The organism is Rhizobium sp. BK538 (assembly GCF_014197575.1).
Taxonomy (GTDB): Bacteria; Pseudomonadota; Alphaproteobacteria; order Rhizobiales; family Rhizobiaceae; genus Rhizobium.
On sequence record NZ_JACIFT010000003.1, the window covers coordinates 150,548 to 164,745 of the forward strand.

The following is a 14,198-nucleotide window of genomic DNA, read 5'->3' on the forward strand; positions in this document are numbered from 1 at the left end:
CTACCCGAACGGAGTCAACAAATTCTTTACCATGACGCAGGAACGCAGTCACCATTTGCAAAACGGTAGCAAATCTCATCTAGTCCAATCAGAAATGCCTTTTATTTCAAGCGGTGTAATCATCGCAGGAGGATTGTGTGGCAGAGCATAAAAAAGTTCGCAAAGCTGTATTTCCGGTTGCAGGTCTCGGGACTCGCTTTCTCCCGGCCACCAAAGCCGTGCCGAAGGAAATGCTGACTGTCGTCGACAAACCCATCATTCAGTATGTCGTCGACGAAGCCCTGGAAGCTGGCATCGAGCATTTCGTTTTCGTCACAGGTCGCAACAAGCACATCATCGAAGACTACTTCGATATTCACTTCGAACTCGAGCAGACGCTGCGCGAGCGCAGCAAGCAGGCGGAAATGACGTTGCTTGCCGGCCAGCTTCCCAAGGCTGGTACGGTCAGCTTCACCCGTCAGCAGGAGCCGCTCGGCCTCGGCCACGCCGTCTGGTGCGCCCGCGAGATCGTCGGCAACGAGCCATTCGCGCTACTGTTGCCCGACATGATCATGAAGAGCGAAGGCAAGGGTTGCATGAAGGGCATGATCGATCTCTATGCCCAGAGCGGCGGCAACATCATCGCCGTCGAGGAGTGCGCCCCCGATCAGGCCCATAAATACGGCATCGTCGGCGTCGGCGAAGCGATCGGTGATGGCTTCCGCATCACCGGCATGGTCGAGAAGCCGGCCAAGGGCACAGCGCCGTCGAACTACTTCATCAATGGCCGCTACATCCTGCAGCCTGAGGTCTTCAAGATCCTGGAAACCCAGGAACGCGGCGCCGGCAACGAAATCCAGTTGACCGACGGCATGCTGAAGCTGCTCAAGGATCAGACCTTCGCGGGCTATCATTTCCGCGGCACGACCTACGACTGCGGCGCCAAGGATGGCTTCATCCTCGCCAACGTGGCATTCGCACTGGAACGTGCGGATATCCGCCCGACGGTCGAGGAAGGCTTCAAGGCGCTGCTGAAGGGCCTCTGAGGCAAGTCTAGATAATTCTTGAATAGATTGATCCGCCTTCAAGTCTCCCACTTGGAGGCGGATTTCGTTTCAGCGCTTCAGTTTAAGGCCGACACCGGCCCGCCACTGTTCGGAGTCAGTGCTCGTCTTGCGAGACGTCAGTTCGTAGCCGATCGTGCTGGTCAGATCGAGGTAGCGGTTGATGTTCCAGGTCAGGCCGGCGCTCGTAGTGTAGACCGTCTCGTCGCTGGTCGGGCTATCGGAGGGGTAGTCGCGGTAGGTGATGCCGCCGAGGACGGTGCCTGTCAGATTGTCACGCAGCTGATGCGTGACGCCCGTCGTCAAGGCATGGGAAACATAGCCGGATTCACCGGCAGCCGTCGACGGGTTGATGCTTGTCAGCAGGCCGATATTGACGTCGGTGCCTCTGAGCGGCGACCAAAGGAGTTGAGCGTCTACCACGGCCGTGTCGATATCCGAAAGGCGCGGATCGTCGAAGGTGGCCGTCTCGTAGCCAACCCCAACCTCCCCGCGAAGCTTTTCGCCCATATCAAGCTCGACGCCGACTTTGGCGCCATAGCTATCCCCCGACCGGCGGAAGCCGGCCGAATCAACTCTCTCGTCATAGACCGTCTTGCCGACATTGGCCTCGATGAAGGGAATGAGTGCGGGAGACAGCTCGTAGCCGATGCGACCGCGGATCGTGCCGCTCGTCTGGTTGCGGTCGCCCAGCGAAACAGTCGTGCCATCAGACAACGTGGCGTCGGAATAGATCGCGCGGTTGAGATCGATGCCGGTACTGCCGCGCAGGATGCCGAAATCGCGTTCAATCGAGGCGCCGGCGCTGAATTCCTGGACATCCGATTGCTGGTCCGCGTTCTGCACGGCATTCGGATCATCAGTGTCTTCGCGGTAGAAATGATAGCCGCCGGTAATGTGCGCCGTCGTATCCTCTGGAAGATCAAGGCGCAGATCGCCGATAATCCTGAAATCCGGCTGTTCTTCACCTTCGCCGCTGACGTTTTTCTGCCAGGCACCGTCGGTCGTCACCAAGAGCTGGTGCAAAGCCCAGTCGGACGTCAGCGTCGTGTGCATGTCCGTTTCGAGAAACGCGCGTGTCTGCTTGACGCCGCCATCCTCCTGCGTCTCGGTGTTGATGCTCTGGGTGATGGTGGGGCGCAGTACGAAGGTGCCGATGTGGATGCCCGGCGTTTCCTCGGTAGCCGGATTCGGCTCCGGCTTGCGGGGCGGCAGCCGCTCGTCGAGCGGCGCCTCGCGCGTGTTGAGGCGCATCATGTCCTCATCAAGGATCGCCCCGGTGGTTTCATCGCTCGGCTTCTGATCGGGCGCTGCGATGGTGGCGGTCGTGGCTCCTTGTGCGGCATTATCGGTCGCTGACGTGGTCCTATTCGGCGTTTCGCGGATATCGCTTTCATCCTCCGGCGCCGCGAAAGCCGGCGCGTTGGATGAGCGTATCGAGGTGTTGGAGACCGGCGTCGACTGCGCAAGTGCGGCTTGGGGAACAAGGAAAGCGCCTACGGTGAGAGCCATGGACACGGCAAAGCCCACCGCGCGGAGCGGCGTGAGACTGCTCGTGTCCTTCCAATGACTCATGTCGATCCTGGCATGCTTCGAAGCGTTACCCGAACGTAAAGGCTTGTGGTTAACCATTCGTTTCCCGGGCATGCCTTGAGGATCAGCCGATGGACTCGGCCGGTGAAAACCGCTAACCCAGTGCCATGATCAAAAGAGCGGTAAATGTCATCGAAGACGGTGTCCTGGAGTCTGCGAAGCGGACGATCGGCACCGAGAGGCGGGCGCTTGAGGCCTTGGAACGTGCTTTTGGCCACGGCCTTGCTGCACCCTTCATGCGGGCGGTCGAGACGATTACCGGGATCACCGGTCGCGTCATCGTTACCGGTGTCGGCAAGAGCGGCCATATCGGGGTGAAAATCGCCGCCACATTGGCTTCGACAGGCACGCCGGCCTTCTTCGTCCACGCTGCCGAGGCGAACCACGGCGATCTCGGGATGATTGGCACGACCGATGTGGTTCTTGCCCTTTCCAAGGGCGGGGAAAGTGCTGAGCTTCGCAGCATCGTTGCCTATACGCGCCGTTTCTCGATCCCACTGATTGCCGTCACTTGTTCCGAGAAATCGTCACTCGCCACTGCCTCCGACATCATCTTGCTGATGCCAAACGAAGAGGAGGCCTGCCCGCATGGGCTTGCGCCGACGACGTCGACGTTGATGCAGCTTGCCATGGGCGATGCGCTGGCAATCGCCCTTTTGGACGCGCGCGGCTTCTCTGCCCGCGATTTTCATGTCTTCCACCCGGGTGGCAAGCTCGGTGCAAGTCTCAGCCACGTCGCCGACATCATGCATACAGGTGATCGCGTGCCATTGGTAGCGAGGGGGACGTCGGTGCCGGAAGCCATCTCGACACTCTCGCGCAAGCATTTCGGCTGCGTCGGGATCGTGGGGGAGGACGGCCGTCTCTGCGGTATCGTCACCGAAGGCGACGTGGCGCGCAACCTGGCGCGCAACCTCTCCGAACTGCTGGTTGACGATATCATGACCCGAACGCCGAAGACGGTGAAGCCGACAGTGCTGGCAACGGCCGCGCTGGCGATGCTCAACCAACACAGTATCGGGGCGTTGATCGTGATCGACGATGACAACCGCCCGATCGGGCTCGTGCACTTCCACGATCTGCTGCGGATCGGCGTCGCCTGATCAGGCCGCTTCCACGGTGAGATCGCGGCCGCTGCTTGCCACTACCTTTACCTTGGTGCCGACCGGCAGATCGGGGCCGCTGACGCGCCAGACCGTATCGTCGAGGCGAATACGGCCGCGCCCTTCGCGAATGGGCTCCGCAAGGGTTGCGGTACGCCCCACGAGGCTTTCGGCCCGCTGATTGAGGAAAGGCTGATCGGTTTCGCCGTGCCGCACGGTCAGTTTGCGGCCGATGAAGGTTGCCACGACGGCAAGCAGCGCAAACAGGATGGCTTGAACTTGCCAGAACCAGAAGCTGCTATCCCAGAACAGAAGCGACAGCATGCCGACGATCAAGGCAGCAAGGCCGATCCAGATGAGGAAGAAGCCCGGGGCGATCAATTCTGCCGCCAACAGTATCAGGCCGGCAATCCACCAGCTCCAGGGCCCGAGTTCCGCGACAAGGCTGGCAATCATGGCTCAGCGCTCCGTTGGCGGGTTGAAGGGGTTGACGGCCGGAGTGGTGCGCGGTGTTGGCTGCGGACGCGGCGCCGGCGGCGTCGGATTGTCGCCAAAGACCTCCTTGGCGATCGCGCCGATACCGCCGAGCGATCCGATGAGGGAGGAAGCCTCGACCGGCATCAGCACGACCTTCGAATTGCCGGCGGTGCCGATCGCGGTCAGTGCCTCGGTATATTTCTGGGCCACGAAATAGTTGATGGCCTGGACGTTGCCTGAGGCAATCGCCTCCGACACCATTTTTGTCGCCTTGGCTTCGGCTTCCGCGAGCCGCTCGCGGGCTTCCGCATTCCGGAATGCCGCCTCGCGCTGGCCCTCGGCCTGAAGGATTGCGGACTGTTTGGCGCCCTCGGCCCGGAGGATCTGCGCATTACGGGAGCCTTCGGCTTCGAGCACCTGCGCGCGCTTCTCGCGTTCTGCCTTCATCTGCCGTGCCATAGCGTCGACCAGGTCGCGCGGCGGCTGGATGTCCTTGATCTCGACGCGCGTCACCTTGATCCCCCACGGCTGCACCGCGTCGTCGACGACGCGCAGCAAGCGGTCGTTGATCGCGTCGCGGTTCGAGAGCAGCTCGTCGAGGTCCATCGAACCCATGACCGAACGGATGTTGGTCATCGTCAGGTTGAGGATGGCGTTTTCGAGGTTTGATACCTGATAGGCGGCCTCGGCGGCGTTGAGAATCTGGTAGAAGGAGACCGCATCGGCAGAGACGGAGGCGTTGTCCTTGGTGATGACCTCCTGTGTCGGCACGTTGAGCACCTGTTCCATGACGTTCATGCGGGCGCCGACGCGCTCGATGAATGGTGTAATCAGGTTGAGGCCGGGCTCGAGGGTGCGGGTGTAGCGGCCGAAACGCTCGATCGTGTAGCGGTAGCCCTGCGGCACCGTCTTGATCCCGGCAAACAGCACCAGGATGACGAAGACGACCAGAGCAATAACGACGATATCAAAGCCGCCCAGAACCATAAAACTCCCCCGCGATAGAATCGACCGTCACAACCTTAAACGAGCCGACCCCAAACGCCAGTAGCTTCGGCCGGCGACGCCGTTCGATCATGGATTCGATATGGGATGTCCGGAGGCTATTCACAACGGGGTCGCTTTGGCATAGAAGTCCCGCAGAAAATACCGGTCGCAGCCCACCCGGTCAAAACAAGGGATCCTCATTATGAAGACTATCGTCATCTGCTCCGGCGGATTGGACTCCATTTCGCTCGCCCATCGCGTGGCGGCGGAGCATCAACTTATCGGCCTGCTTTCCTTCGATTACGGACAGCGCCACCGCAAGGAACTGGACTTTGCCACCGCCTGCGCCAAGCGACTCGGCGTGCCGCACCAGATCATCGATATCCGCACCATCGGCCGGCACCTGACAGGATCGGCGTTGACCGACGATGTCGACGTGCCTGACGGCCACTATGCCGAGGAGACAATGAAGGCGACCGTGGTGCCGAACCGCAATGCTATCATGCTGGCAATCGCCTTCGGCCTCGCCGCGGCCCAGAAGGCGGATGCGGTGGCCGTTGCCGTGCATGGCGGCGACCACTTCATCTATCCCGATTGCCGCCCGGGCTTCATCGATGCCTTCCAGGAAATGCAGAACCAGGCGCTCGACGGCTATGCCAGCGTTTCGCTGCTGGCACCCTACGTCAACATCTCGAAGGCCGACATCGTCACGGATGGCACGAAATACGCGACGCCCTTTGCCGAGACGTGGTCCTGTTACAAGGGCGGCACACGCCACTGCGGGCGGTGCGGCACCTGTGTTGAGCGGCGTGAGGCTTTTCATCTGGCCGGCGTCGCCGATCCGACGGAATACGAGGATCCGGATTTCTGGGTGGCCGCAACGTCAGGCTATTGGGCCAGGGAGGTGAAGTGATGTTTCGCATCACCAAGGAGTTCCACTTCTCTGCATCCCATCAGCTGACGCATCTGCCCGCCGATCATCAATGCGCGCGACTGCACGGGCACAACTATATCGTCGTGGTGGAGTTAGCTGCCGCCGAGCTCGATGAGAACGGCTTTGTGCGCGACTATCACGAGCTTTCGCCGCTGAAGCGCTACATCGACGAGCGCTTCGACCATCGGCATCTGAACGAAGTGTTCGGCCATGATCGCGTGACGTCGGAATATCTCGCCAAGCACTTCTACCACTGGTGCAAGGAGCGACTGCCGGAGACATCGGCGGTGCGCGTCAGCGAGACGCCGAAGACCTGGGCGGAATACCGGCCATGAGCGCGGCTCGCGAGACGCAGATCCGCGTCAGCGAGATCTTCGGGCCGACGATCCAGGGGGAAGGCATACTGATCGGCCTGCCGACCGTCTTCGTCCGCACCGGCGGTTGCGATTATCGCTGTTCGTGGTGCGACAGCCTGCATGCTGTTGATAGCGAGTATCGCGATCAATGGCTGCCCATGACGGTCGATGGCATATGGGCAGAGGTGACGCGGCTCTCCGGCGGCAAGCCGCTCATGGTGTCGCTTTCGGGCGGCAACCCGGCGATCCAGCCGCTTGGCGGTCTCATCGCGCACGGGCATGAGCAGGGCTACAAGTTCGCGCTGGAGACGCAGGGCAGCGTCGCCAAGGAATGGTTTGCCGATCTCGATGTGCTCGTGTTGAGCCCCAAGCCGCCGTCGAGCGGCATGGCGACGGACTGGGATGCCTTCGAGGACTGTCTTCGCAAAGCGGGCAATGGGCCTGCCATCGCCTTGAAGATCGTCGTTTTCGACGATCTCGACTACGCCTATGCCCGGGAGGCGGCGGTGCGTTATCCACATCTGTCCGTCTACCTGCAGCCGGGAAACCACACGCCACCGCCACCCGACGACGACGATGCGCGCGTCGATATCGACGGTATCATGGACAGGATGTTGTGGCTGGTCGACAAGGTGACCGAGGACCGGTGGTTCGAGGCACGCGTGCTGCCCCAGTTGCATGTCCTGATCTGGGGCAACAAGCGCGGCGTCTGATCAGACCCAGCCGAGCAGTTCGCGGCGAACGACCTTTTCCAGCACCCGCATGCCGTCTTCGCTGTCGTTGAGGCAGGGAATGTGGGTGAACTTCTCGCCGCCATTCTCATGGAAAGAATGGGCAGCCTGTTCGGCAATCTCTTCCAGCGTCTCCAGACAGTCGGACACGAAGCCGGGGTTCAGCACGGCGATCCTCCTGACGCCATCCTGCGCCAGCTTCTCGACCGTCTTGTCGGTGTAGGGCTGCAGCCACTCTTCCGGGCCGAAGCGAGACTGGAAGGTCACCATGAATTTCTCCTCCGGCAGTCCCAGCCGTTCGCGCAGCAGCTGACCAGTCTTCTGGCATTGCCAGTGATAGGGGTCGCCCTGCTCGGAGTAGGAGAGCGGAATGCCGTGGAAGGACGCGAGCACCATATCCGGCTGCCAGTCGAGCGTCGCCAGATGGTCGGTCACCGAATTGGCAAGCGCCGCGATATAGGTCTCGTCGTCGTGATAATCCGGGACGGTGCGCAGCGCCGGCTGCCGGCGCATCTTGAGCAGTTGCTGGAAGGCCTTGTCGTTGACGGTCGCGGTCGTTGCGGCGGCATATTGCGGGTAGAGCGGGAAGAGAACGATGCGGTCGCAGCCTTCGTCCTTCAGCGTCAGGATGCGCGAGGGGATCGAGGGCGTCCCGTAGCGCATCGCCCAGTCCACCTTGACATTCGGCAAGTCCTTCAGGCGTTCGGCCATAAGGTCGGACTGGTTGCGCGTGTAGGTGCGCAGGTAGCTCTCATTCCTGTCCTTGTTCCAGATCGTCTCATACGCCTTGCCTACCTTCTGCGGACGGGTGTTGAGAACGATGCCGAACAGGATCGGATACCACTTCCAGGGCGACCACTCGATGACGCGCCTGTCGGTCAGGAATTCCCGGAGGTAACGGCGCATGGAGGCGTAGTCGGTGCCGTCGGGCGTGCCGAGATTGACAAGCAGGACGCCCACCTTGCCTGATTTCACGGGCGGATGGTCCGCCGGACGGTGCGCAGTATCAACAGTCGTCATTTAAACCCCGGTATCGTCTGGTCTGCCGGCTCATACGCAGCCTGGCTTCGATGGTTCACCCTATAGGAACAAAGCCGGTCCGGGAAACCCCGGGCCGGCTTTCAGGATCGAGACAAATCGTCTTACTTCGACGGAATCTGCAGGTCCTTGCCGATCGTCAGGTGGCGTGGCGCCGGCGTGCCGTTGGCCTCGGAGATCTTCTTCCAGAGCGCGCCGTCGCCGTAGAACTGCTCGGCGAGATCCCAGAGCGTATCGCCGGCGGCGATGACGTGGTTGGTCGGCGTATTCGGGGCAAGCGCTGCGGGAGCTTCCGCGGTCGGCGCTGCCGGGACCGCCGACGCTGCCGGTGCCGTCGGGGAGGCAGGCGCAGCGGGCGCGGGTTGCGTCGTCGCCGGTGCTTCGGTTCCGGAGGCCGCGACCTCGGTCACGCGACCGTCGGTGTAGGGCTTGTAGGGCGAGTGCGCGGCAATGTACTCGGCCGTCACGTCGGCTAGGTCGGGGCCGAAGTCGTAGGCGTTCTTGCCTGCTGTCTCGAAGATCGAATAGCCATCGCCACCGGCACGCATGAAGTTGTTGGTGACGACACCATAGGTTTTCGCGTCATCGAGCGGCACGAAGGCGTCGCCCTCCTTGGCCTCGACCGATACGAGACGGTTGCCGGCGGGCTTGGTCCTGTCGAAGGTGTATTTCAGGCCCGACACCTGTGGAAAGCGGCCGGCGCCCTGTTCGATCTGGCTTAGGCCGTTTTCCAAGGCCTTGCGGATTTCGGCGCCCGTCAGCTGGAAAGTCGCCAGCGTGTTCTGGAACGGCAGAACGGTGATCACTTCGCCCTGGGTGACGTCGCCGGCATCGATCGATGCGCGCAGTCCGCCGCCGTTCTGAATGGCGATGGTCATGCCCTGGCTCTTGCCGCGGTCGAGCATGGCGTCGGCAACGAGGTTGCCCATTGAGCATTCCTCGACGCGGCAGACAGTGCGGTCACCTTGGATCGGAGCTTCGCTGGAGCCGATGACCTTCTTGCGCAGTTCCTCGATCGGCTTGGCGAGCTCGGCGATCCGGGCGGTGAGTGTCGGATCGGGGGTGAAGGAAGAATCGATCAGGATCGGGTCGCCCTTGGCTTCCTTGACAACGCCATTGTCATCGAAGGTGACGACGAGGTCGCCGAGATACTTGCTGTAGGACGCGGCCTGGACCACCGGCACCTTGTAGCCGCCGGGATTGTCGACCATCGTCGGGTAGGGGCCTTCCGCTTTCGGGTCGGTATTCGACAGCAGGCTATGCGAATGACCGCCGACGACAACGTCGACATCGGGGATCTTGGCGATGGCCGCGAGGTCGCGCGGATAGCCGACATGGGTCAAAGCGATGATCTTGCTGATACCCTGCTTCTTCAGGTCTTCGACGGCCGCCGTGATGGTCTGCACGTCGTCGGCGATCATCACCTTCGGGCCGGGCGAGGACAGTTCTTCCGTGTCGTTGGTCACGGCGCCGACGATGCCGATCTTCTGGCCACCGACATCGAGCACCAGCGAAGGCTTGATACGGTCGCCGAGCTTGGAGCCGTCGCCGGCCAGGACGTTGGCCGAAATGACGGAAAACTTGACCTTGTCGAGGAAGGTTGCCAGGCCATCCTCGCTGTCGTCGAACTCGTGGTTGCCGACGGTCATCACGTCGAACTTCATCTCATTCAGCACTTCGGCTTCGACTGCGCCCTTGTAGGTGGTGTAGAAAAGCGAGCCTTGGAAATTGTCGCCGGCATTGAGCAGCAGCACGTTCTTGCCGTTCAGGGCATCGCGACGCTGGTCGATCGCGGTCTTCAGGCGGGCTGCACCGCCGAAGCATTCCTTCTTGCCCTCTTCCTCGGCAGAGCAGGTGGAGTCGAACTTGTTGATCGACTCGATGCGCGAATGGAAATCGTTGATGTGAAGAATATTGAGCTCGTAATCGGCAAAAGCGGCGCCGCTCGACAGCGTCAGCATCGACGCGGTCAGCAGACCGAATTGAAATGATTTCGTCATCCTGCTCTCCTGATTTCTGGGCGAAGCCTTTGACCCCTGCGCTCCGCCGTCCCTGCGTGATCGATGTTTTCACCTAGCACTAGCGGCGGCAAGAGAAAAAGCTGTGACAGCCTCGGTGCTTTCCAAGAGCAGTAAACAAAAAAGCTCCCCGAAGGGAGCTTTTGTCGTTCGGTGCTGGCGACCTTACATGCGGCGGGTCAAGGTGAATTGCGACCCGGCGTCCGAGGTGCAGTTTAGCTGGCTCTGGGTCACCAGCGCGCAGTTGACCTTGGATTGCGTCTTGCGCACCAGCGACGTCATATTGATCTCGACCAGCGACGGAGAGGTATTCACATAGGTGCCGGACGCCAGAAGCTGATTGCTGTCGGTCGTGCGGGTGGTGAATGTTCCCGCCTGGAAGGTGGAGATGATGCCGTTCGGATCCGCCCATGAGCCTTCGACGCCAGACGGAGCCGGATTTGCTGCAACCGGCACCGGGCGTGGCGACGACATTGTGCAAGCAGTCAAGGCCGCGGCGGCGCCGACAATGGCAACGAGGGTTCTGATTTTCATAGGCTTCTCCCGGAGATTCGGAGCAAAAACTATCCGTGTGGTTGCAGAAAACATGGCGCGAGCACCCAAGGAAGGCAAGGCTGCGTCGAGATGAGACGGCATTTATACAGCAGGCGTTACAAAAATGCCCGCCTTGCGGCGGGCACCTTGGAATGCGGGTCTGGCTAAGATCAGCGAACGAGGATGTTCTTGAACTGCCAGGGATCCTTGGTGTCGATCTCTTCCGGGAAGAGTCCCGGGCGACCGTCCAGCGGCGTCCAGTCGGTGTAGTGGCCTTCGACGGGTCCGAGGTATTGCGTCTGCACTTCGAGGCAGCGCTTGTAGTCGATCTCGTCGGCTTCGACGATGCCGGCGTCCGGGTTTTCGAGCGCCCAGACCATGCCGGCGAGAACAGCGGAGGTTACCTGTAGGCCGGTGGCGTTCTGATAAGGCGCGATGCGGCGGGTTTCTTCCAGCGACAGGCGCGAGCCGTACCAGTAGGCGTTCTTTTCGTGGCCGTAGAGCAGGACGCCGAGTTCGTCGATGCCGTCCTCCAGTTCGTCCTCATCGAGAACGTGGTGCACCGGCTGCGACGTGCCGCCATTGCCGAACATTTCGTGCAGCGACAGCACGGCGTCGTTGGCCGGATGGTAGGCGTAGTGGCAGGTTGGGCGGAAGGTTACTTCGCCGTCCTTGTCGCGAACCGTGAAGTAATCGGCGATCGAGATCGACTCGTTATGGGTGACGAGGAAGCCGTACTGCGGGCCGGGCGTCGGGCACCAGGTGCGGACGCGCGTGTTGGCGCCAGGCTGCTCCAGGTAGATCGCAGCCTTGCAGCCCTTCTTGTGTTTCTTGCCGTTCTTCGGCATCCAGTTTTCGTGGGTGCCCCAGCCGAGCTCGGCCGGCTGCAGGCCTTCCGAGATGAAGCCTTCGACAGACCAGGTGTTCCAGAAGACGTTGAGCGGCTTCGGATGCTTGGTGCGCTGCGTGTCACGCTCGGCGATGTGGACGCCCTTGACGCCGACCTTCTTCATCAGCTTTGCCCAGCCTTCGCGCTCATGCTGATCCGGCTCCTCGAACTTCAGACCGATATCGTTGGCAAGGTTGACGAGCGCCTTCTTAACGAACCACGAGACCATGCCCGGGTTAGCGCCGCAAGTCGAAACAGCAGTGGCACCGCCTGGGTTCTTCGCCTTTTCCTTGCGCAGGGTTTCGCGCAGCGCGTAGTTGGTGCGGTCGGCGTTCTTCATGCTCTTGTCGAAATAGAAGCCCAGCCAGGGTTCGACAACAGTGTCGATGTAGAGAGCGCCGAGCTTGCGGCAGAGCTTCATCAGGTCGACCGACCCGGTATCGACGGAAAGATTGACGCAGAAACCCTGGCCGCCGCCTTCGGTCAGAAGCGGCTTCAGTAGCTCCTTGTAATTTTCTTTGGTGACATGCGACTTGATGTGCCTCACGCCGTGCTTTGCCATGATTTCGGTGTGATCTGCGTCGTCGCGCGGGTCGATGACTACCATCCGGCTCTTGTCGAACTTGAAGTGGCGCTCGATCAGCGGCAGCGTGCCGCGGCCGATGGAGCCAAAGCCGATCATGACGATCGGGCCGGTAATTTCGGCATATACCGGGTGGGTCTGTTCCGTCATTCTTTTCTCCTGTGGAAGGCGACGAAGGCGATGAGCCTTAAGAATTAGAATTCATCTGAAATGGCGCAGATAATGCGAAGTGACCGGCTCTAACCATAAAACAACGTCACAATAAAGAGCGTTCGGGCCGGGAACACAAATATCAGGCGGGAAAGAGGGCGACTGCGAGTGCCCGAAGCTTGGCGGCGAGCTCCGCCTTCTGCAATGTCAGACCTTTATAGGCCGCCTGATGATCATCGAGACTGTCCAGTTGCACGGCGAAGCTTTCGGCGAGTTTGCCGGCGTTCGGATGATGGGCGATCGCCGCAATTGGATCGACGTGGACGCGGATCGTGAAAAGGATATCGCCCGACCTGGGCAGTCTGCGCAGTGTCTGCCGCTCGACCCGCGCAAAGCGCTCGGCGAGCGTAAACGGTTCGGCAGACGGCGGGCGGCGGTGTTTGGAGACCGGGAGGAAGAGATCGTCCGTGACGTTCACGGACCAATTCAGTCGTTCTACTGGCTGCGAGACCTGCAGGTTATCAAAGATGCGGGTGATGAGCGCCGCGTTGCGCGTCCCTTCGCCGAAACCGGGCACGTCGGCGTGGATCGCCTGCATCGGACGACCGAACTTTTCTTGCAGCGACCATGAGGAAGGGAAGGCGACGAAGCCGGCGACGAGATGCCAGCCGTCCTGCTTACGCCGCATGATGACAAGATCGTCCTGCACCAGCAGGCCGGCGCGCAGCAGGGGTGGCGCCTCCCGGTTGACGCCATCGGTAACGCTGTGGGCGAACTCCGGATGGCATTCTGCAAGGTGAGCCTGCAGAAGATCGAAGACCTCCTGTTGCGCCTCCGCGGTCTCCTCCTCGGCAACGAAAATCTCGTCGCGATGGCTCTCGATCAGTCGTTTCTTCTCGCCGATATAGCGTGCCCAATCGCTATCCGGTTCGATCCAGCGGGCAAGATCGAGCGGCATCAAGCCGATCGTGAACGGGCGAGTGGAGCCGTCATAGGGCGTGTGGGTCGGAAGCGTCATGACAGCACTCTATGCCGTCAACGTCCCCTGATGGAAGACCATCCGCCACTGACCGTCGGCATCATACCGCCAGACGGAACTGCGCAGCGATCTGACGGGCAGGCTGGCGGGAACGGTCCGCATCGCCCTGTAGGTGACGAGCGCCAGGTCGGGAGAGAGCAAGTGCATCTCGAAATCGGTCAAAGTGCGCGCTGTACCGTCCGGTGGCTCAGCGAGTAGGGCAGAGATGACGTCCTCATAGAGATACAGGCCACCGGAAGCGCCGATTTCCCGGAATTCGGGGGCAAGAAGGGATTCGAGCGCGGAACGCGAGCTGCGGACTTCCGACTCGAACAACAGCTGTTCCAAAGATTGAAGATGTTCACTGAGGTCGTTCATACCGCTGCCACGTTGGTCTGGCGTTTAGTTTTTCAGGGTATCCAATCCCGCCGCCGTCGTGGTGATGGCGACCTCGGTGATCTCGTATTCGGCGATGCCATTCACCGTGAACGGGTCTTGTGCGACATAGGCATCGATTTCGGCGCGCTGTCCGATCGCAAGGACCACGCCTCCGGTGCGCGGCACTTTGCGTCCGGAGGCGAGGAACCAACCTTTTGCATAGCCTTCCCTGACCCAGGCCATATGCGACTCCATGTGCTTGTCGGCTTCCTCGTTCGGCTTCACATAGGTTAGGGCGAGGATGAACATCGCAGAATTTCCTTTCAGGGTGTTGCGTTCCGACGCATGTGAATATTCAATTGGCGC

Annotated in this window: 15 protein-coding genes; 5 read left to right on the plus strand and 10 right to left on the minus strand. The window is 61.0% G+C overall.

Annotated features, from left to right (window positions below; all coding sequences use genetic code 11):
• Positions 1 to 137: 137 nt before the first annotated feature.
• Entirely contained in the window at positions 138 to 1,025 is an 888-nt protein-coding gene (gene galU / locus FHX09_RS04820; protein WP_007797839.1) for a UTP--glucose-1-phosphate uridylyltransferase GalU, read from the plus strand.
• Positions 1,026 to 1,094: 69 nt separating this feature from the next.
• On the opposite strand, the gene FHX09_RS04825 is transcribed toward galU, so the two are convergent.
• A complete protein-coding gene (locus FHX09_RS04825; RefSeq protein ID WP_184449349.1) occupies positions 1,095 to 2,618 on the minus strand; it encodes an outer membrane beta-barrel protein in 1,524 nt (507 codons plus the stop codon).
• A 125-nt stretch (positions 2,619 to 2,743) separates the two neighbouring features.
• Between FHX09_RS04825 and FHX09_RS04830 the strand changes: the two genes are divergently transcribed.
• Positions 2,744 to 3,739, plus strand: a complete 996-nt coding sequence (locus FHX09_RS04830; RefSeq protein WP_132589164.1) for a KpsF/GutQ family sugar-phosphate isomerase — start codon at positions 2,744 to 2,746, stop codon at positions 3,737 to 3,739.
• Here the strand turns inward: FHX09_RS04830 and FHX09_RS04835 are convergent, their stop codons facing one another.
• A complete protein-coding gene (locus tag FHX09_RS04835) occupies positions 3,740 to 4,195 on the minus strand; it encodes an NfeD family protein (protein ID WP_007797846.1) in 456 nt (151 codons plus the stop codon). It lies immediately after the preceding gene.
• Positions 4,196 to 4,198: 3 nt separating this feature from the next.
• Positions 4,199 to 5,203, minus strand: coding sequence for an SPFH domain-containing protein (locus tag FHX09_RS04840; protein ID WP_007797849.1), 1,005 nt, complete (start codon positions 5,201 to 5,203; stop codon positions 4,199 to 4,201).
• Positions 5,204 to 5,405: 202 nt separating this feature from the next.
• Here FHX09_RS04840 and queC point away from each other — a divergent pair, with 202 nt between their 5' ends.
• Genes queC through queE form a run of 3 tightly spaced genes read left to right on the plus strand, consistent with a single transcriptional unit; the run spans position 5,406 to position 7,206 of the window.
• Positions 5,406 to 6,116 (plus strand): 7-cyano-7-deazaguanine synthase QueC, encoded by a 711-nt coding sequence (gene queC, locus FHX09_RS04845; protein WP_132589165.1) that lies wholly within the window; start codon positions 5,406 to 5,408, stop codon positions 6,114 to 6,116.
• Positions 6,116 to 6,472 carry a 6-carboxytetrahydropterin synthase QueD gene (gene queD, locus FHX09_RS04850; protein ID WP_007797855.1) on the plus strand — a complete coding sequence of 119 codons (357 nt, stop codon included), beginning with the start codon at positions 6,116 to 6,118 and terminating at the stop codon, positions 6,470 to 6,472. The genes queC and queD overlap by 1 nt, the downstream gene beginning before the upstream one ends.
• Positions 6,469 to 7,206 carry a 7-carboxy-7-deazaguanine synthase QueE gene (queE, locus tag FHX09_RS04855; protein ID WP_007797858.1) on the plus strand — a complete coding sequence of 246 codons (738 nt, stop codon included), beginning with the start codon at positions 6,469 to 6,471 and terminating at the stop codon, positions 7,204 to 7,206. The genes queD and queE overlap by 4 nt, the downstream gene beginning before the upstream one ends.
• On the opposite strand, the gene hemH is transcribed toward queE, so the two are convergent.
• The 7 genes from hemH to FHX09_RS04890 form a co-directional block, all read right to left on the minus strand.
• The gene (hemH, locus tag FHX09_RS04860) at positions 7,207 to 8,244 is read right to left on the minus strand and encodes a ferrochelatase (protein ID WP_184449351.1); all 1,038 of its coding nucleotides are present in this window, start codon (positions 8,242 to 8,244) and stop codon (positions 7,207 to 7,209) included.
• A 122-nt stretch (positions 8,245 to 8,366) separates the two neighbouring features.
• A complete protein-coding gene (locus FHX09_RS04865; protein WP_184449353.1) occupies positions 8,367 to 10,262 on the minus strand; it encodes a bifunctional UDP-sugar hydrolase/5'-nucleotidase in 1,896 nt (631 codons plus the stop codon).
• A 183-nt stretch (positions 10,263 to 10,445) separates the two neighbouring features.
• Positions 10,446 to 10,814, minus strand: a complete 369-nt coding sequence (gene omp10, locus FHX09_RS04870) for an outer membrane lipoprotein Omp10 (RefSeq protein WP_007797867.1) — start codon at positions 10,812 to 10,814, stop codon at positions 10,446 to 10,448.
• Between the two features lie 170 nt (positions 10,815 to 10,984).
• Positions 10,985 to 12,436 (minus strand): homospermidine synthase, encoded by a 1,452-nt coding sequence (locus FHX09_RS04875; RefSeq protein WP_132589168.1) that lies wholly within the window; start codon positions 12,434 to 12,436, stop codon positions 10,985 to 10,987.
• Between the two features lie 142 nt (positions 12,437 to 12,578).
• Complete coding sequence (locus tag FHX09_RS04880; protein ID WP_183719505.1) at positions 12,579 to 13,454, minus strand: DUF3445 domain-containing protein; 876 nt, start codon at positions 13,452 to 13,454, stop codon at positions 12,579 to 12,581.
• A gap of 9 nt (positions 13,455 to 13,463) precedes the next feature.
• Positions 13,464 to 13,832, minus strand: coding sequence for a DUF4440 domain-containing protein (locus tag FHX09_RS04885; RefSeq protein ID WP_132589170.1), 369 nt, complete (start codon positions 13,830 to 13,832; stop codon positions 13,464 to 13,466).
• Positions 13,833 to 13,856: 24 nt separating this feature from the next.
• Positions 13,857 to 14,141, minus strand: coding sequence for a YciI family protein (locus FHX09_RS04890; protein WP_132589171.1), 285 nt, complete (start codon positions 14,139 to 14,141; stop codon positions 13,857 to 13,859).
• Positions 14,142 to 14,198 lie beyond the last annotated feature (57 nt).